The sequence below is a fragment of the Acidovorax sp. ST3 genome (genome assembly GCF_003231145.1).
Classification (GTDB): domain Bacteria; phylum Pseudomonadota; class Gammaproteobacteria; order Burkholderiales; family Burkholderiaceae_C; genus Acidovorax.
This window is the reverse complement of the sequence record NZ_QKVP01000001.1, coordinates 1,077,233-1,095,496: the sequence shown is the minus strand read 5'-3', so window position 1 is coordinate 1,095,496 and position 18,264 is coordinate 1,077,233. Positions and strand designations below refer to the sequence as shown.

General features: G+C 66.1%; 18 protein-coding genes. 7 read left to right on the top strand and 11 right to left on the bottom strand.

All coding sequences use genetic code 11. The features are described 5' to 3' along the window. The first annotated feature begins 16 nt into the window (after positions 1 to 16). The 3 genes from DNK89_RS04855 (at position 17) to DNK89_RS04845 (ending at position 1,885) form a co-directional block, all read left to right on the top strand. Positions 17 to 1,051, top strand: coding sequence for a PfkB family carbohydrate kinase (locus DNK89_RS04855; RefSeq protein ID WP_110959096.1), 1,035 nt, complete (start codon positions 17 to 19; stop codon positions 1,049 to 1,051). A 73-nt stretch (positions 1,052 to 1,124) separates the two neighbouring features. Continuing rightward, positions 1,125 to 1,400, top strand: a complete 276-nt coding sequence (locus tag DNK89_RS04850; protein ID WP_015013526.1) for a hypothetical protein — start codon at positions 1,125 to 1,127, stop codon at positions 1,398 to 1,400. Next, a complete protein-coding gene (locus DNK89_RS04845; protein ID WP_110959095.1) occupies positions 1,397 to 1,885 on the top strand; it encodes a GNAT family N-acetyltransferase in 489 nt (162 codons plus the stop codon). Before DNK89_RS04850 ends, DNK89_RS04845 begins: the two co-directional genes overlap by 4 nt. Positions 1,886 to 2,026: 141 nt before the next feature. On the opposite strand, the gene DNK89_RS04840 is transcribed toward DNK89_RS04845, so the two are convergent. The 4 genes from DNK89_RS04840 to DNK89_RS04825 are packed head-to-tail and all read right to left on the bottom strand — an operon-like array spanning position 2,027 to position 5,060. Further along, entirely contained in the window at positions 2,027 to 2,647 is a 621-nt protein-coding gene (locus DNK89_RS04840) for an SMI1/KNR4 family protein (protein WP_110959094.1), read from the bottom strand. A 21-nt stretch (positions 2,648 to 2,668) separates the two neighbouring features. Further along, entirely contained in the window at positions 2,669 to 3,136 is a 468-nt protein-coding gene (locus DNK89_RS04835) for a GNAT family N-acetyltransferase (protein WP_110959093.1), read from the bottom strand. 19 nt (positions 3,137 to 3,155) lie between these two features. Beyond that, positions 3,156 to 4,571 carry an FAD-binding oxidoreductase gene (locus DNK89_RS04830; protein ID WP_110959092.1) on the bottom strand — a complete coding sequence of 472 codons (1,416 nt, stop codon included), beginning with the start codon at positions 4,569 to 4,571 and terminating at the stop codon, positions 3,156 to 3,158. A gap of 57 nt (positions 4,572 to 4,628) precedes the next feature. After that, positions 4,629 to 5,060, bottom strand: coding sequence for a DUF2069 domain-containing protein (locus DNK89_RS04825; protein WP_110959091.1), 432 nt, complete (start codon positions 5,058 to 5,060; stop codon positions 4,629 to 4,631). Positions 5,061 to 5,081: 21 nt separating this feature from the next. Between DNK89_RS04825 and DNK89_RS04820 the strand changes: the two genes are divergently transcribed. After that, on the top strand, positions 5,082 to 6,332 hold the full coding sequence (locus DNK89_RS04820; protein WP_110959090.1) for a YihY family inner membrane protein: 1,251 nt from the start codon (positions 5,082 to 5,084) through the stop codon (positions 6,330 to 6,332). Between the two features lie 104 nt (positions 6,333 to 6,436). Here the strand turns inward: DNK89_RS04820 and DNK89_RS04815 are convergent, their stop codons facing one another. The 3 genes from DNK89_RS04815 to DNK89_RS04805 form a co-directional block, all read right to left on the bottom strand. Continuing rightward, positions 6,437 to 6,784 carry a DUF962 domain-containing protein gene (locus DNK89_RS04815; protein WP_110959089.1) on the bottom strand — a complete coding sequence of 116 codons (348 nt, stop codon included), beginning with the start codon at positions 6,782 to 6,784 and terminating at the stop codon, positions 6,437 to 6,439. 161 nt (positions 6,785 to 6,945) lie between these two features. Next, positions 6,946 to 7,764 (bottom strand): alpha/beta fold hydrolase, encoded by an 819-nt coding sequence (locus DNK89_RS04810; protein WP_110959088.1) that lies wholly within the window; start codon positions 7,762 to 7,764, stop codon positions 6,946 to 6,948. Between the two features lie 2 nt (positions 7,765 to 7,766). After that, positions 7,767 to 9,077 carry an O-acetylhomoserine aminocarboxypropyltransferase gene (locus DNK89_RS04805; protein WP_060987373.1) on the bottom strand — a complete coding sequence of 437 codons (1,311 nt, stop codon included), beginning with the start codon at positions 9,075 to 9,077 and terminating at the stop codon, positions 7,767 to 7,769. 158 nt (positions 9,078 to 9,235) lie between these two features. Between DNK89_RS04805 and DNK89_RS04800 the strand changes: the two genes are divergently transcribed. Beyond that, complete coding sequence (locus DNK89_RS04800; protein ID WP_110959087.1) at positions 9,236 to 9,685, top strand: CBS domain-containing protein; 450 nt, start codon at positions 9,236 to 9,238, stop codon at positions 9,683 to 9,685. Between the two features lie 84 nt (positions 9,686 to 9,769). Here the strand turns inward: DNK89_RS04800 and DNK89_RS04795 are convergent, their stop codons facing one another. Beyond that, entirely contained in the window at positions 9,770 to 12,007 is a 2,238-nt protein-coding gene (locus DNK89_RS04795) for an EAL domain-containing protein (protein ID WP_110959086.1), read from the bottom strand. A 213-nt stretch (positions 12,008 to 12,220) separates the two neighbouring features. Between DNK89_RS04795 and aroC the strand changes: the two genes are divergently transcribed. Next, positions 12,221 to 13,318: a chorismate synthase gene (gene aroC, locus DNK89_RS04790; RefSeq protein WP_110959085.1), complete on the top strand. Its 1,098-nt coding sequence runs from the start codon at positions 12,221 to 12,223 to the stop codon at positions 13,316 to 13,318. Between the two features lie 36 nt (positions 13,319 to 13,354). Continuing rightward, entirely contained in the window at positions 13,355 to 15,169 is a 1,815-nt protein-coding gene (locus tag DNK89_RS04785) for a bifunctional UDP-sugar hydrolase/5'-nucleotidase (RefSeq protein ID WP_110959084.1), read from the top strand. Between the two features lie 197 nt (positions 15,170 to 15,366). Here the strand turns inward: DNK89_RS04785 and DNK89_RS04780 are convergent, their stop codons facing one another. The 3 genes from DNK89_RS04780 to glyA all read right to left on the bottom strand — a co-directional run bounded on the left by DNK89_RS04780 (position 15,367) and on the right by glyA (position 18,259). Next, positions 15,367 to 16,269 carry a DMT family transporter gene (locus DNK89_RS04780; protein WP_110959083.1) on the bottom strand — a complete coding sequence of 301 codons (903 nt, stop codon included), beginning with the start codon at positions 16,267 to 16,269 and terminating at the stop codon, positions 15,367 to 15,369. Positions 16,270 to 16,543: 274 nt separating this feature from the next. Beyond that, positions 16,544 to 16,993, bottom strand: coding sequence for a transcriptional regulator NrdR (gene nrdR / locus DNK89_RS04775; protein WP_015013541.1), 450 nt, complete (start codon positions 16,991 to 16,993; stop codon positions 16,544 to 16,546). A 21-nt stretch (positions 16,994 to 17,014) separates the two neighbouring features. Beyond that, positions 17,015 to 18,259, bottom strand: a complete 1,245-nt coding sequence (gene glyA / locus DNK89_RS04770) for a serine hydroxymethyltransferase (protein WP_110959082.1) — start codon at positions 18,257 to 18,259, stop codon at positions 17,015 to 17,017. Positions 18,260 to 18,264: the final 5 nt, after the last annotated feature.

The following is an 18,264-nucleotide window of genomic DNA, read 5'->3' as shown; positions in this document are numbered from 1 at the left end:
TTGCCCCCAAGCCACCATGACTTCTGCACCCAACATCTCTACCGCTACGACGCCCATCCACGCCGCCATCGCTGGTGAGGCCCTCATCGACCTCATCCGCCGCCCTGATGGCAGCTACCTGCCATGCCTGGGCGGCGCGCTCTACAACCTGTGCCGCGCGCTGGCCCGGCAAGGTGTGGGCACGCAGTACCTCAACCCCTTGTCGCGCGACCGCTTTGGCCGCGAACTGGCGGCGCAGTTGGCGGCCGACGGCGTGGTGCTGGCCCAGCCCGAGCCTGTGCAGCAAGTCACGTCCCTGGCCGTGGTCAACCTCGATGCACACGGGCACCCCGACTACGCCTTTTACCGCGAAGGCGTGGCAGACCGTGCCGTGTCCGCCGCAGGCCTGGGCGACAGCTGTGCCGCCTTGCCCGCGCTGCAGCTGGTCTGCACCGGCGCGCTGGCACTCGACGCGCGCGACGCGGCCATCTACCTGCCATGGCTGGCTACCCAGCGCGCCGCAGGCCGCTGTGTGGTGGTCGATGCCAACCTGCGCCCCTCCGTCATGCCCGACCTGACGGCCTACCGCACCACCGTGCACGCAGCGCTGGCCCACGCCCACATCATCAAGGCCAGCGACGAAGACCTGGGGCATCTGGCCGTGCCGGGTGGGAATGCCTTGGCCCGCGCACAGCACCTGCTCGCCGCCAACCCGCAGGCCCACCTGCTGGCGCTGACGCTGGGTGCGGAAGGCGCCTGGCTGCTGCACCGCAACGGCGCGCGGTGTTTTGCCAAAGAGGCCCATCCGCTGCAGGTGGTGGACACCGTGGGCGCGGGCGACAGCTTTCTGGCCGGGTTGCTGGCGCATTTGCTGAGGCAGTCGCAGGCCGCCGGGCTTGCGAGTTTTGCGCAGTTTGTGGACGGGCTGGCGGCCGACGCCTGCCAGCAGGCGCTGCGCCATGCACTGGCCAGTGCCAGCCTGTGTGTGATGGAGCAGGGCTGCGTGCCGCCGGGCTGGGCGGCTGCACGCGCATGGAGCGAGCAGCATCCAGTAGCCCAAGGCCCGCACTGACAGGGGGCTTGTGTTCGCACCCCTGGGAGCGGCATGTCTATGATCAAACATCGTCAATTCGCTGGGGATGCCCATGACTGATCTTGTGGTTGCGGTGTTGTGGTCGGCAGTGGATGTGCTGCTGATAGCCACCGGCGCACTGCTGGTGCGTGCGCTCAGCCTGGGGCGCTGGCGCACGGAAGATGCGCGCAACAGGGAAGCCCGCATGTTTGCTCCCGCCGGGGCATTGTCGTTTCGGCGCGATGGTCAACGCGTGGTGACTGCGACCGGGGTGTACATCGCGGGATCCGCGTTTTATGCCGTGCTGGCGGTGTTGCTGGTTGGTCTGTCGCGGGCCGCATCGGCATGACGCCCGCCGACGCTGCCGCCGAAACCCTTTGCATCATGCCTGTGGGGGCAGATGCGGCAGAAGCCGCCTGCACGGTCACCCGCCAGTCCATCACCCAGTGCTGCGCGCTCGACCATGCCAATGACGCTGCCATCCTGACAGCCTGGCTGGCCAACAAGACACCCGAGAACCTGGCCGCGTGGATGGCCGCGCCGGGTGCAGTGGCGTGGGGCGCATACCGGGGCGAAACGATGGTGGGCTTTGCGCTGCGGGCGCAGGCCACGCTGGCGCTGTGCTACGTGGTGCCGGAGGCCTTGCGCCGGGGGGTAGGGCGGGCCTTGCTGCAGCACATCGAGGCCGAAGCCCGCGAGGTGGGGCTCACAACCCTGGACCTGGAGAGCACGCGCACGGCAGAGCCCTTTTACCGTCGCCATGGCTATGTGCCGCATGGCGTGGTGCAAACGTGGGCCGGGTTGCAGGCGCAGCCCATGCGCAAGGTGTTGTGACGTCACCTTGTCTGCGGTGGCGTCGCCCATCAAGTCATGCGAGGGTGTGAGTTTTACAGTCGAAATGGCCGGTGGCGCATGATTTATATGCGCTGGATGCTCTCACTTTTATAGCAATGGGTGCTCCCCCCTTGCCGCACCTCACACGTCGGTCAGCACCCGGCGGCCCTGGTTGTCGTTCATTTCCAGAATCCACCACTGCGCCCCCGTGTTCTTGTCGATGAAGCGCATGTGCGAGGCGATATTGGCGAGCGTCGGGCTGTCGAGGTGCAGCAAGCGCTGCACATAGTCCACCACGTCGTCGGCCATGTGGGTGAATTCAAAACCGTCATGGTCAAACTCGAACACCCGTCCGGCGCACTCGCCATCGGTCGCCATCAGGATGTAGTTGCCCGAATGCGGCGTTTCGCCAATCACCAGGCAGTGCGCAATCCAGTCGGGCAGGATCTCTTCGCGTTCTTCGTCACTCAGGTGCTCCGTCCAGCCCTCAAACGCCTCTTGCAGTGTGGGCCATTCAGCGGGCGGGGCGATGTAGCGGGCCGCATCGCCGGTGTTGGCGTCGTGGTACAGCAAAACGCCGCCCATCGTGGCGTAGAACGCTGGCAACTGGCCCACGTCGGGCAGTGGCGCATCCAGCGCAGCAGGGGGCTGGATGTGGTGCTGGAAGTTCACCGTTTTGGTTTCTTGCGGCTTGTTGATTCGCTCGCAGAGGAAGGTGCCGGTGTGTTCGGCAATGGCGCGGTGCAGGTCGGGCAGGGTCATCGCAGGTCCTTGGGGCGGCGGTCAGAGTTCTTGGGCATACACGATGAAGCCATGGTGCTTGGCCAGCTTGTCGTACAGCTGGCGCCCGGCGGTGTTGCTCTCATGGGTTTGCCAGTACACGCGCGAAGACTTGGCGGCGCGCGCTGCGTCGTACACGGCCTGGATGAGCGCCCGCCCCACACCCCGGCCGCGCGCGGCCTCGCGGGTGAACAGGTCGCTCAGGTAGCACACGGGTTCGATGCGCGTCATGTTGCGATGAAACACATAGTGCGTGAGGCCCAGCAGCTCGCCGCTGGCATCGTCTTGCGCCACCAGGCAGAACATGGGCTCTGCCGCGTCATGAAAGCGCTGCCAGGTGGTTTGTGTGATGTGCTCTGGCAGCGCGGTGGCACCAAAGCGGCCGTAGAACGCGTTGTAGCCGTCCCAGAGCGGGCGCCAGGCGGCGTAGTCTTCGGGTTGAATTGGGCGCACGGTGATGGCAGCGGTCATGGGGCAGCTTTCTGTGGGTTTACTGCAGCACGCGCTTGGGGTTCATGATGCCCTGTGGGTCCAGCGCCTGCTTGATGGCGCGCATCATGGAGAGCGCCACGGGCGATTGGTACTTGGCGAGCTTGTCGGCCTTGAGTTCGCCAATGCCATGCTCGGCCGAGAACGAGCCGCCAAACTGGGCCACGGCCTCGTACACCAGGTGGTTCACATGGTCCTCGTGCTCGCGCAGGAAGGCCTTGGGGTCGCCCTCAGCCGGCGCCTGCACGTTGTAGTGCAGGTTGCCGTCTCCCAGGTGGCCGAAGTTGACCAGGCGCACGCCCGGGATCTCGCGCTGCAGCACCGCATCGGTGTGCGCCACAAAGGCGGGGATGCGCGAGATCTGCACCGAGATGTCGTGCTTGATGTTCAGGCCCTCTTCGGCCTGGGCCAGCGGAATGCTCTCGCGGATGTGCCAGAGCTGGTGCGCCTGGGTAAGGTTCTCGGCCACCACGGCGTCGGTCACGCAGCCCATTTCAAACGCGGTTTCCAGCAGCGACTCGAATCGAGCGCGGGCGTGCTCTTCGGATTCGCTGTCGGAGTTTTCGAGCAGCACACACCACGGCGCGTTGTCGTCGCCCAGAAACGGCACGCGCAGCTGCGGCATGTGTTTGCCCACCAGGCTCAGCGCAAACTGGCCCATCACCTCAAAGCCCGTGAGGCCCGCGCCCAGCTGCTTGTGTGCCAGACCCAGCAAAGCCACAGCGTGTTCCATCGAAGGCACAGCCGCCCACGCGGTGAGATTGGCGGCGGGCTGGGGGTAGAGCTTCATCGTCGCGGCGGTGATGATGCCCAGCGTGCCTTCGCTGCCGATGAACAGGTCGCGCAGGTCGTAGCCCGTGTTGTCCTTACGCAGGCCTTTGAGGCCGTCCCACACCTCGCCCTGGGGCGTGACCACTTCGAGGCCCAGGCACAGGTCGCGCGCGTTGCCGTAGCGCACTACCTGCGTGCCGCCTGCGTTGGTGCTCAGGTTGCCGCCGATGGTGCAGCTGCCTTCGGCTGCGAGGCTCAGGGGGAAGAGCACGCCAGCCTTCTCGGCCTCGTCCTGCAGGTTCTGCAGGATGCAGCCCGCTTCCACGGTCATGGTCAGGTTGTCGGTGTCCACGCTGCGCACCGCGTTCATGCGCGTGAGGCTCAGCACGATCTGCGTGCCGCTGTCATCGGGCGTCGAGCCCACAGCCAGGCCGGTGTTGCCGCCCTGGGGAACGATGGCGGTGCCCGCTGCCGCGCAGGCCTTGACCACGGCGGCCACTTCTTGCGTGTTGGCGGGGCGCACCACGGCCAGGGCTTTGCCGCGCACGCGGCGGCGCCAGTCCTGTTCCCAGGCGGTCAGGTCGCCTTCGTGGAGCACATGGGCGGGGCCGACGATGGCGCGCAGGGTGTCGAGCAAGGTGGTCATGGATGAAGCAGCGTGGTCAGTGGGTGGATCGGGTGGCAGGGGACTGCGCTAAGGGCGTCAGGGAGCGGGCGTCGCCGCGCTGGCTTCTGCCACAGCAGCGGCGGCCTTGGCGTTGCGCTGGCGCACGCGCACATGCAGGGTGCATGCGGTGAACAGCACGAGGCACAGGGCCACTTCGCCCCAGGCCAGCCACTGCGATGGCGGCTTGTCGCCCCAGCCGCGCACCACACCTTCGGTGAAATACAGCCAGATCACCAGGCTGACCCAGCGGTAGGTGTACATGCGGTTCTTCAGGATGCCCGCCAGCGGGATGCACAGCGGCAGCGCCTTGATGGCCAGCCACGAGCCGCCCGGCCTGACTGGGGCCAGTACCAGCTCCCAGGCCAGGCACAGAACAATCAAGGCGAGCAGGCTGCCTGTGGCAAGCCAGCGCGTGGCGGCAACACCGCTGTCGGACGGTGGGAGAGAGTTGGCGGGGGAGGCAGTCATTGGGGTGGCATCATATCGGCCATGCCTCTTTCCCTACAGACAGTCGGCTCGCGCACCGAGGCGCTGATCAATGAACTGTCGCACTTCCCCTGGAAGACCACGGCCCAGACGCTGCGTGAGCGCTTCCGCGAGGACCATCTGGGCCTCACGGCCAGCAGCCTGACCTTCACCACCATCCTGGCGCTGGTGCCGTTTTTTACCGTGGCGCTGGCGGTGTTCACCGCATTTCCCATCTTTGGCAAGCTACAGGATGCGCTGCAGGGCTGGCTGGTCAGTAGCCTGGTGCCCGACAGCATCTCGCGGCAGGTGCTGGGCTACCTCACGCAGTTTGCGGCCAAGGCAAGCAGCCTGGGGGTGGCGGGGTTCAGCATCCTGCTGGCCACGGCGCTGGCGTTGATCCTGACCATCGACCGCACGCTCAACGACATCTGGCGCGTGCAGCGTCTGCGTCCGCTGGGGCAGCGGGTGCTGATCTACTGGGCGGCCATCACGCTGGGCCCGCTGCTGATGGGGGCGAGCCTGGCGCTCACGTCTTATGTGATGTCGGCCTCGGGCGGGCTGGTCAAGCGCCTGCCAGATGGCGTGCAGCTGCTGTTCGACTCGATCCAGTTTGTGGTGCTGGCGGGCGGCATGGCGTCGCTGTACCACTATGTGCCCAACACGCCGGTGAAATGGCGGCACGCCTGGACGGGCGGCTTTTTTGTGGCGGTGTGCATTGAGCTGGCCAAAAAGGTGCTGGCGGTGTATCTGGGCAAGGTGCCCACCTATTCGGTGGTGTACGGCGCGTTTGCCACGCTGCCCATCTTGCTGGTGTGGATCTATGTGGCCTGGGTCATCGTGCTGCTGGGGGCCGTGGTCACTGCCTACCTGCCCAGCCTGCTGGCGGGCGTGGCGCGGCGTGGCACTGTGGCGGGCTGGACGTTCCAGTTGGCGGTGGAGGTGCTGCAGGCGCTGCACCGCGCGCGCCAGCAGCCCGCCAAAGGCCTGCGCCCCAGCCAGCTGGCCCAGCTGTTGCGGGTGGATGGATTGCAACTGCAGCCGGTGCTGGACGCCCTGACCGCGCTGGACTGGGTGGGGCAGGTGAGCGATGCCGCCGTGAGTGCGGCCGACGTGCCCGAGTCCCGCTACGTGTTGCTGGCCGATCCGGACACCACCTTGCTGGCGCCCCTGGTGCAGCGCTTGCTGCTGCAGCGGGTGGACAGCCTGGGCCCGCTGTGGACCAATGCGAAGCTGGAAACCCTGCGCATGGCCGATGTGCTGCAGACGCGTTGAGCGGAGCGGGTGGCCGCCTTCAAGCAGCAGTCGGTTGCTATATAAATAATAGCTACGAAGGCATGTTGTACTAGCGCTTCCGGCCTCTGGGGCTTTAAATCAGCTCACAGGGGCACTTTACCCGTCCATATGTCCTTGTACATGACCCAGTCGCCCATGAAGCTGTAGAGCGGGCGCTTGAAGCTGGCGGGCTTGTTCTTCTCAAAACCGAAGTGCCCCACCCAGGCAAAGCCGTAGCCGCAGAGCAGGCCATACAGCAGGTACTGCGGCTTGCCCGTGGCCACCAGCATGGCCAGGCAGACCAGGGTGAGCGTGGAACCCACAAAGTGCAGGCGGCGGCACGTGCGGTTGCTGTGCTCGCTCAGGTAGAACGGGTAGAAGTCCGCAAAGCTTTTGAAGGCCCGAGGGTCGGTGGCGGGCGCGGGTTGCGAGGCGGCAGTCGGGGTGGTCATAGCGTTGTCTCCGGGCGGCGTTGGGGCTCTGCCCGAGTTATACGCCGCAGCGCCAGCGCGCACCAGCGGGGCAGTGCGGGTGTGCTGTCGCCAGCGGGTCTGCCACCCTGAACCGGCGATTGAAGCCCCGGCAGGCTGCCAGCGCGCCGGGGTTTGGGGGCTCACCGGGCCAGGAAGTCGCGGATGGCGGCGAGTGTCTCTTCCGGCGCCTCGGTCATCTGGTTGTGGCCCACGGGCAGATGGGCGATCTGCACCTGCTTGCCCGCCGCCTGGGCAGCCTTGACGAGACCCTGTGCCGCCTTGGGCGCCGTCATCTGGTCCTGGCTGCCCAGCGCAAACAGCACAGGGCAGGTGAGCGCCGCCATGGCAGCCTCGCCACCCGCATAGCTGTCACAGGCCAAAAAACCTCGGTGGAACACGTTGACGGCCGGATTGCTGCGCAGCACCTTGCGCCCCAGCGCCATGCCCGCGCCAAACACCCAGGTGCCAGGCCCCAGGGCCGACGGGGGGGCAGACAGCGTGCTGCGCGAGAACACATTGACCATGCGCATCGCCTTCTCCGGGGCGGTCTGCGAGGCCTCGATGAGTGCGGGCGACACCTTCATCGGGAACGCCGTGCCCACCAGCACCAGATGGCTGACGCGGTCCTTCAGTCGCGCGGCGGCTTCCATGGCAATGAGCGAACCCCAGCTGTGGCCCACCAGTGCCGCGCGCTGCACGCCCGCGGCATCGAGCAGCGCGCCGATGAAGTCCGCGCCTTGCTCCACCGTGGCGGGCGCATCGCCGCCACTGCGGCAGTGGCCGGGCAGGTCGATGGCCAGCACGTTCCAGCCGTGGGTGGCCATGTAGCGGCTTTGCAGGGCCCACACGCTGTGGTCGTTAAGCACGCCGTGGATGAACACCACGGTAGGCTTGGCGGCATCGAAGGCCTTGCCGCCGGTGTAGGCGTAGATGGCGGCACCGTTGACGTTGATATGCATGGTCAGGCCCCCGCTTTCTCAGCGGCTTTCAGCGCGCGCTTCAGGTCGTCGATGAGGTCGTCGGCGTCTTCGAGGCCGATGGACAGGCGGATCGTGCCCTGGCTGATGCCTGCGCCCGCCAGCGCCTCGTCGCTCATGCGGAAGTGTGTGGTGCTGGCCGGGTGGATCACCAGGCTGCGGCAGTCGCCCACGTTGGCCAGGTGGCTGAAGACCTTGAGGGTTTCGATGAACTTCTTGCCCTGCTCGCGGTTGCCCTTGAGGTCAAAGCTGAACACCGAGCCCGCGCCGCGTGGCAGCAGCTTTTGCGCCAAGGCATGGCTGGGGTGCGAGTCGAGCAAGGGGTGGCCCACGCGCGACACAAACGGCTGCGCGGCTAGAAACTCCACCACCTTCTCGGTGTTGCGCATGTGCTGCGCCATGCGCAGCGGCAGGGTCTCGATGCCTTGCAGAATGAGCCAGGCGGTGTGCGGGCTCATGCAGGCGCCAAAGTCGCGTAGGCCCTCGCGCCGCGCGCGCAGCAGAAAGGCGCCCACGGTGCTCTCTTCAGTGAACACCATGTTGTGGAAGCCGTCGTAGGGCTGCGTCAGCTCGGCAAACTTGCCGGCCGATTTGGGGCCGTCCCAGTCAAAGCTGCCGCCATCCACCACGATGCCGCCCACGACGGTGCCATGGCCAGAGAGGAACTTGGTGGCCGAGTGGTAGACCAGGTCCGCGCCATGTTCAAACGGCTTGATGAGCCAGGGCGAGGTGAGGGTGGAGTCCACCAGCAGCGGCACGCCCGCCTCGTGCGCGATGGACGACACGGTGGGGATGTCCAGCACATCCAAGCCGGGGTTGCCCACGGTCTCGCCAAAGAACAGCTTGGTGTTGGGGCGCACCGCAGCGCGCCAGCCGTCGATGTCGCCGGGCTTGACGAAAGTGGTCTCGATACCGAAGCGCGACAGCGTGTAGTGCAGCAGATTCTGCGATCCGCCATACAGCGCTGTGCTGGCCACAATGTGGCTGCCCGCGCCCATCAGCGTGGCAATCGCCAGGTGCAGTGCGGCCTGGCCGCTGGCGGTGGCAATGGCGCCAACGCCGCCTTCCAGGGCGGCCACGCGCTGCTCCAGCACCGCGTTGGTGGGGTTGCTGATGCGGCTGTACACATGGCCGCCGCGCTCCAGGTTGAAGAGGGACGCCGCATGGTCGCTCGACTCGAAGACGAACGACGTGGTCAGGTGGATGGGCACGGCGCGCGCGCCGGTGGCGGGGTCGGGGCTGGCGCCTGCGTGCAGCGCCAGCGTGTCAAAGCCGGGGTCGGAGTAGCCGGGCATCTGTGTGTCTCCCATGTTGTCAATGCAGGCGGGCATTGTGGGCTATATTTGCTGACAAACAGCCTGCAGCACCTGGGCAGCCCCAGCCGGAGTGCTGGTTGCTGCGGGCCCACACCTACTCTTTCCGATTCTTCCCGATCCCCCGGAGACTCCGTACCATGAAAGTCAGCGACATCCTTCGCGTCAAAGGCAACACCCTGTACACCGCATCGCCGGACGAGCGGCTGGCGGGTGCCGTGAGCCTGATGGCCGAGCGTGACATCGGCTCGCTGGTGGTGATGGAGCATGGCGATCTGGTGGGCATGCTCACCTTCCGCGAAGTGATCCAGGCGCTGGTCAAGAACGGCGGCAGCGTGGGCACGATGCTGGTGCGCACGGCCATGGACGATGCGCCCCTGACCTGCACGCTCGAAACCGATATGGACGAAGTGCGCCGAATGATGCTGGACCGCCACGCGCGCTACATGCCCGTGATGGACCGCCGCATGCTGATGGGCGTGATCAGCTTCTACGACGTGGCCAAGGCCGTGGTGGACAGCCAGAACTTTGAGAACAAGATGCTCAAGGCCTACATCCGCGACTGGCCGGAAGAAGAACCCCGCACCTGAGTTTCTGAGGTCATGGCCAGGGCCTGATGCTCAAGGCCCAGGTTCAGGCCTTGGCGGGGCAACGCCGATGTGCCCCGAGCCACTTCAGCGATAGGGGCGCGGCGCCTGGGCGCAGAGCCAGGCTTCGATCTCATCGGGTGGTAGCGGCTTGCCGAACAGGTAACCCTGCATCACCGGGCAGCCATGCGCCTGCAGCCACTGCTGCTGGCCGGTGGTCTCCACCCCCTCGGCCACCACCACCATGCCCAGGCTGTGGGCAATGCTCAGCACCGACACCGTGAGGGCGCGCGCCGTGGCGCTGGTAGTGAGGTCCTGCACAAAAGCCATGTCGAGCTTGAGCTCGCTGATGGGCAGGCGGTGCAGGTAGCTCAGACTGGAGTAGCCGGTGCCGAAGTCATCGAGCGACAGCTTGAAGCCCTGGTGGTGCAGGGCCTCGATGTTCTGCAGCGTGACGGGCCGCGCATCCATCATCACGCTCTCCGTGATCTCCAGCAGCACATCGCTGGCGCGCAGGCCGTGGCGTTGCAGTGCGCCGCTGATCTCCTGCGCAAACTCCGGCCGGTGAAAGCTGCGGCCCGAGAGGTTGACGGCAACACAAGGCACATCGTGGCCCGCAGCGCGCCAGGCCGCCAGCTGGCGGCAGGCTTCGTCCAGCAGCCACAGGGTCAGCTCATGGATCAGCCCGGCGTCCTCGGCCACAGGGATGAACTGCGACGGCGGCACCATGCCCCACTGCGGGTGGTTCCAGCGCGCCAACGCCTCCACCCCGTGCAACGTACCGGGAGAACTGCTGAGTACCTGCGGCTGGTAGTGCAGCATGAGGCTGCGGTCTGACAGCGCTTGTTGCAGCGCGCGCTCCAGCGAGGCGCGCTCCTGGGCACGGCGGTTCATCTCGGCGCTGAACAGCTGCAGGCTGTGGCGGTGGTCGCTCTTGGCCTGGTGCATGGCCTGGTCGGCATGGCGCAGCAGGGTGTCGATGGTGTCCCCATCGTTCGGAAACATCGCAATGCCGAGGCTCGCGTGCGGCACATGGGTCTGCCCGAAGATGTCCAGCGGCTGGGCAATGTCGTGCAGCACGCGGTGGGCACTTTGTACAGCCTGTTCGGTGGTGCATTCGGAGAGCAGCAGCACAAATTCGTCGCCCGACAGGCGCGCGATCAGGTCGCGCGCGCGCAGGCCTTGCGTGAGGCGCTGGGCCACCTCGCTCAGCAGCGCGTCGCCGGCGGCGTGCCCCTGGGTGTCGTTGACCTGTTTGAACCGGTCGAGGTCCAGGAACAGCAGGGCACCTGTGTGGTTGCCCCGTCGCAGGTCGCCCAACGCGCGCTCAGCGCTGGTGCGAAACAGTGCGCGATTGGGCAAGCCGGTCAGCACATCAAAAAACGCCAGCTGGTGGATGCGCTGGTGCGTGCTGTCGCGCTCAATGGCCAATGCGCACAGGTGCAGGCACACATCGACCAGGCGCTGGTGCAACGCGTCGGGCGCGCGTGGCTCGCGGAAGTAGAACGCAAAAGTGCCGATCGGCTGGCCCCGGTGGTCGCGGATCGGGCTGGACCAGCAGGCGCGCATTCCGCTCGGGGCAAACAGTTCCCGGTAGTCGTCCCACAGCGGGTCTGTGGTCATGTCGGTGACCACTACGGGCTCGTTGCGGAACGCTGCGGTGCCACATGACCCTGCGGTAGGGCCAATGGCCAGCCCGTCCAGCGCACGGCTGATGCTGGCGGGCAGGCTGGGGGCTGCCAGTGGGTGCAGTCGGCCTTGGGCATCCACCGCCAGGATGGTGGCGGTGACCTCGGGCGCAATGCGCTCCACCTCGCGGCAGACCAGGGCCATCAGCTCGTGCAGGGGCAACTCGTTGACCATGCCCTCCAGCACATGCGTCTGCAGCACCTCGTGCATTTTGGTGAGCGTGATGTCGGTCAGGATCGAGATGCTGCCCCCCGGTCCGCCCGAGCTTTCGTCGGACGCATTGATGACCAGCGACACCCAGCGGGGTTGCCCCGCCTTGCTGTACAGCAGGGTGTCTCCATGAAAGCTGCCTTGCGCCAGCACATTGCCCCGGATGCTTTCGAGCAGGTCCGGATCGGAGTGGGGGCCCAGCAAGACCTCGCTCAACAGCTTGCCCAGCACCTCAGCGGGCTGGTAGCCAAACAGGCGTGTAAACCCTTCGTTGACATACACCACGCGCTTGGAACTGTTGGTCATCACCACGGCGTTGTCGCTGGCATCCAGCGCCCGGCGAAGAGGCGCGTCTGCCAGGGTGGCAGTCAGAAGGGTGCGGGACGGCGATGTTGGACCCGGAGAGGGGGGCGCGAGGGCGGGCATGTAGATCCCAGAAATCGATGGTTACATGCTAACAAGCGCTCAGGGGCCTGCCAAGCGAGATATGTCCTGCCCGTGCCTCGGCGCCACGCCCCCGATATTCGGCCCCTGCGTACCTTGGCGCAGCGGAATATGCCTGTGGTGCGTGGTGGTGCGCCGCAGCAAACCGGTGTTGCTGCTCGGGGCTCCCCGGGAGCTCTGGGATAATCCGGCCCCATGAGCGGCAACACCATCGGTACCCTATTCGCAGTCACCAACTTTGGTGAATCCCACGGCCCGGCCATTGGCTGCGTGATTGACGGCTGCCCGCCCGGCATGCCCCTCACCGAGGCCGATATCCAGGCTGACCTGGACCGGCGCCGCCCTGGCACCAGCCGCCACGTCACGCAGCGCAACGAGCCCGATGCGGTGGAGATCCTGTCGGGCGTGTACGAGGGCAAGACCACCGGCACCCCCATTGCCCTGCTGATCCGCAACACCGATCAGCGCAGCAAGGACTACAGCAACATCGCCGAGAGCTTCCGCCCGGGCCATGCTGATTACACCTACTGGCACAAGTACGGCATCCGCGACCCGCGCGGCGGCGGCCGGTCTTCCGCCCGCCTGACGGCGCCCACGGTGGCCGCGGGTGCCGTGGCCAAGAAGTGGCTGGCGCAGCAATATGGCGCCGAGTTCCGCGCCTGCATGACCCAGCTGGGCGAACTGCCCATCCCGTTCGAGAGCTGGGACCATGTGCGCAACAACCCCTTCTTCGCCCCCGTGGCCGACGTGCAGCAGTATGAGGATTACATGGACGCCCTGCGCAAGGCCGGTGACTCTTGCGGCGCCCGCATCCGGGTGCAGGCCACGGGCGTGCCGGTGGGCCTGGGCGAGCCGCTGTACGACAAGCTCGACGCCGACATTGCCCACGCCATGATGGGTTTGAATGCCGTGAAGGGCGTGGAGATTGGTGCAGGCTTTGCCAGCGTGGCCCACCGGGGCACCATGCACGGCGACTCCATGACGCCACAGGGCTTCCGCACCAACAACGCCGGTGGCGTGCTCGGCGGTATCAGCACGGGCCAGGACCTGGAGGTGAGCATCGCCATCAAGCCCACCAGCTCCATCATCAGCCCGCGCGAGTCCATCGACATCCATGGCAAGAGCACCGAAGTGATCACCAAGGGCCGCCACGACCCGTGCGTGGGCATCCGCGCCGCGCCGATTGCCGAAGCGCTTCTGGCGCTGGTGGTGATAGAGCACGCGCTGCGCCACCGCGCCCAGTGTGGCGACGTGGTGCCCCCTGTGCCGCCGATCCAGGCCTCGTTTCTGTAACACCAACTCCCACCGTCCCAGGGGCGGTCCCTCCGTATGAGCAAGCGCTTGTTCCGGGCCTTCCGTTGCCGCGCGTTGACCGCCCTGGCCGTGCCGCTGTGGCTGGCTGGCTGTGGCGGCATGACACCGATTTCGCCCACCGCCCCTGCGGCGGGCAGCGCGCCGGCTCACATCGACATCACCCTCATCGGCTTCAACGACCTCCACGGCAACCTGGAGCCGCCCCACATGGCGCACCGGGTGCAAGGGCCCACAGGCCCAGTGCTGGCACCTGCCGGGGGCATGGCCTACTTTGCCAGTGCCATGGCGGCCCTCAAGGCCCAGTCGCCGCACCATGCCGTGGTGTCGGCGGGTGACATGGTGGGCGCCTCACCGCTGGTGTCGTCGCTGTTCCTGGACGAACCCACGATCGAAGCGGTCAACCGCATGCAGATCGACTTCAACGCGGTGGGCAACCACGAGTTTGACCGGGGCTGGCGCGAACTGCTGCGGCTGCAGAACGGCGGCTGCGAGAAGTTCACCTCGCGCGAGCCCTGTCGCATCAGCAAGCCGTTCGAGGGCGCCCAATTTGGCCTGCTGGCCGCCAACACAGTCCGCGAAGACGGGCGCACCCTGCTGCCCGCCACGGGGCTCAAGCGGTTTACCGAAGGCGACGTCACGGTCACCATGGGGTTTATCGGCCTCACGCTGCAGGCCACACCCACCATGGTCAGCCCGTCGGGCGTGGCCGGGCTGCGGTTTGAGGACGAAGCTGTCACCGCCAACGCGCTGATTCCCCAGCTCAAGGCCCAGGGCGCCGATGTGATCGTGGTGGCCATCCATGAAGGTGGCGGCACCACGGCGGGCGTGCAGGAGACCAGCTGTGCGGGCCTGTCTGGAGACATCGTGCCCATCCTGGAGCGCCTGGACCCGGCCGTGGATGTGGTGGTCTCGGGCCACACGCACCAAGCCTATGTGTGCGACTACAGCCGCGTGAACCCGGCCAAGCCCTTCTTGCTGACCAGCGCAGGCCAGTACGGCACGCTGCTCACCGACATTCAGCTGCGCGTGGACACGCAGACCCGCCGAGTGATCCGCAAGACGGCGCGCAATGTGGTGGTGCAAGGCGAGGCATTCACGGGCGCCCAGGGGCCTGTGCCGCTTACCACTGCCGTGCCGACGTTCCCTGCGGACCCTGGCGTGCAGAAGATCATCGACACCTACCGCGCCGCCGCCATTCCGCTGGCCCAGCGCCCGGTGGGCCAGGCCCAGGGGGCCATGCGCCGCCAGCCCAACGCGGCGCTGGAGAGCGTGTTGGGCAATCTGGTGGCGGACGCCCAGCTGCTGGCTACACGAGCGCCTGCGGATGGTGGTGCACAGCTGTCGTTCATGAACCCTGGCGGCCTGCGTGCGGACCTGGTGCCGGATGAACAAGGGCTGGTGCGTTACGGCCAGCTGTATGCCGTGCAACCTTTTGGCAACCAGCTGGTGATCAAGACCTTCACGGGTGCGCAGATCCGCGCCGTGTTGGAGCAGCAGTTCGCCAGCGGCGGCAACACGGTGCAGCGGCCCCGGGTGCTGTCGGTGTCCAGCGGTTTCAGCTACCGCTACGACCTGAGCCAGCCCGCCGGGGCGCGCATCAGCCACATGGTGCTGAACGGTGCGCCAGTTAGCGATACGCAATCGGTCCGTGTGGTGATGAGCAGCTTTCTGGACAGCGGCGGCGACAACTTCACGGTGCTGACGCAAGGCCAGGACCGGCGCGTGGGCGAACTGGACCTGGATGCGCTGGAGGCGTACTTCCGGCTGCAGAGCCCGGTGGCACCGCCTGCTACCAACCGCATCACCCGCGTTGTGCCCGCTGCGCGCTGAGGCGCGCCCACCGGGCACCCTTGCTCGGAGGGGCCTAGTGTGGTGTTGCACGCTATCTGGCACTTAAAAACCGCGTCTTTTCGGCCAGGGCTGCGTTGCAAATCCTCGCGATACCTCCGGGTATCGCTGCAGTTTGCGCCTTGCCCTGACCAAAAATCCATCGGTTTTCAATGTGCCATCCAGCGCGCAACACCACACTAGTCGGCTGTGCGGCGCAGCGCACCCAGCCAATGCAGCGGGTTGAAGCCGGTGACCAGCCCGGTCGCCACCAGCACCAGCGCGCCACCCCAGAGCATGCCCGGCCCCAGGGCCTCACCCAGAAAGATATGGCCCCAGGCCACACCAAACAGCGGGATCATGAAAGCGGAGCTCATGGCGGCGACCGGGGACACCTGTGTCAACACCCGCAGGTTGAGCCAATAGGCCAGCCCCGAGGTCACCACGCCCATCACGGCCACAGCGGCCAGTGCCCCGGGGGTGAAGTGTGCGGCGGGCAGGGTCCATGCGGCGCCCGGTAGCAACAGCACCAGCGCTGCGGCGTGGATGCCTGCCGCGATCGACAGCGGTGACATACGCTGTGTCGCACGCTTCATCCAAGTGGTGGAGATGCCGTAGCAAGCCGAAGCCGTCACGCAGGCTGCAGCAGCAGTCAGCAGCGCGGGCGTGGGCTCCACGGGCCCTAGCTGCACGATCAGCGCCACCCCGGCAAAGCCGCAGAGGCAGCCGGCCCATTTGCGTGCGCTCAGCGTGTCTTCCTTCATCCACGCGGCAGCGATCACCCCAAACGGGACGGCCATGGTGTTGAGCAGCGAGCTGTAGCCCGCTGGCAGGTGCAGGGCTGCCCAGGCGTACAGCAGAAAAGGCGCTGCCACCGTCAGCGTGCCCAGCCCCAGCAGCTCTCGCCAGCGACGCCAGGGCCAAGGCTCACCCGCCCAGCGCATGATGCCCATCAGCGTGAGCGTGGCCAGGCCAATGCGCAGTGCGGCCATCACATTGGGGCCCAGCACCGGACTGGCGACGCGAATGAAAAGAAAGGAAGCGCCCCACAGGGCAGACAGCAGCACCAGCTGCAGGAAATGGCGGGTTTTCACCGCGCGCATTGTCAGGCACCTTCGTGGTGCTTGCAGGCGTGTGGTAGAGCCGTTTTGATGCGAAGAACGCCTGAAGCGCTAGTGCATCATGCCGTGATAGCTATGAAATTAATAGCTGCTGCAAAATAGCTTGTGCGACTTGTGCAGAGGCTACGGCCGAAGCGGTGAGGATGCACAGCGGACCGGTGGCCGCAGAACCGCATCGCATAGACCAAATAGCCGCGTGGGGCTTATGACGGGAAAGGGCAGGCGTTACCGCAAGGGCTTACCCAACGTGCGCTCGCTACTTGCGCACTTCATCGACCATGGCGCGGAAGTCGTCGATGTCTTCAAAGCTGCGGTACACGCTGGCAAAGCGGATGTAGGCCACCTTGTCGAGCTTCTTGAGTTCGCGCATCACCAGCTCGCCGATGCGGCTGGAGATCACCTCGCGCTGGCCCAGGTTGAGCAGCTTTTCTTCGATGCGTTCGATGGCGCTGTCGATCTGGTCGGTGCTCACGGGCCGCTTGCGCAATGCCAGGTTGAACGAGCCCAGCAGCTTGCTGCGGTCGTATTCAATACGCCGACCGTCTTTCTTGACGATGGCCGGGAAGTTCACTTCCGGCCGCTCGTAGGTGGTGAAGCGCTTGTCGCACGCGCCGCACTGGCGGCGGCGGCGGATGAAGACCCCATCCTCAGACACCCGCGTTTCAACGACTTGCGTTTCGAGGTGGCTGCAGAAGGGGCACTTCATGGGCGCAGAGAACCGGCTTGCTTAGCGGTAGACCGGGAAACGTGCGGTCAGGGCGTTGACCTTGGCGCGCACGGCGGCGATGTTGGCTTCGTCGCGAGGGTTGTCCAGCACGTCGGCGATCAGGTTGGCCGTGATGCGGGCTTCTTCTTCTTTGAAGCCGCGCGTGGTCATGGCGGGGGTGCCAATGCGCACGCCGCTGGTCACCATCGGCTTTTCAGGGTCGTTGGGGATGGCGTTCTTGTTGATGGTCATGTGGGCGGCGCCCAGCACGGCCTCGGCTTCCTTGCCGGTGATGCCCTTGGCGCGCAGGTCCACCAGCATCACGTGGCTTTGGGTGCCGCCGGACACGATTCGCAGGCCGCGTGCGGTCAGCGTCTCGGCCACCACCTTGGCGTTCTTGGCCACTTGCTCCTGGTAGGCCTTGAACTCGGGCTGCATCGCTTCCTTGAAGGCCACTGCCTTGGCTGCGATCACGTGCATCAGCGGGCCGCCTTGCAGGCCGGGGAAGATGGCGCTGTTGATGGCTTTCTCGTGTTCGGCCTTCATCAGGATGATGCCGCCACGGGGGCCGCGCAGGCTCTTGTGCGTGGTCGATGTCACCACGTCAGCATGGGGCACGGGGTTGGGGTACACGCCCGCAGCGATCAGGCCGGCGTAGTGGGCCATGTCCACCATGAAGATCGCGCCGATTTCCTTGGCGACCTTCGCAAAGCGGGCGAAATCGATGTGCAGGCTGTAGGCAGAGGCTCCGGCCACGATCAGCTTGGGCTTGTGTTCGCGGGCCTTGGCTTCCATCGCGTCGTAGTCGATGGCTTCGTTCTTGTCCAGACCGTAGCTGACCACATTGAACCACTTGCCCGACATGTTCAGCGGCATGCCATGGGTCAGGTGACCGCCTTCGGCCAGGCTCATGCCCATGATGGTGTCGCCGGGCTTGAGGAAGGCCAGGAACACGGCCTCGTTGGCCGACGCGCCGCAGTGGGGCTGCACGTTGGCAGCATCGGCGCCGAAGATCTTCTTCACGCGGTCGATGGCCAGCTGCTCGGCCACGTCCACATGCTCGCAGCCACCGTAGTAGCGCTTGCCGGGGTAGCCTTCGGCGTATTTGTTGGTGAGCTGGGTGCCTTGCGCCCACATCACGGCGGGGGAGGCGTAGTTCTCGCTGGCGATCAGCTCGATGTGGTGTTCTTGGCGGGCGTTTTCGGCCTGGATGGCGGCAAACAGCTCGGGGTCGGTTTGTTCGACAAGAATTTTGCGGTCGTACATGATTG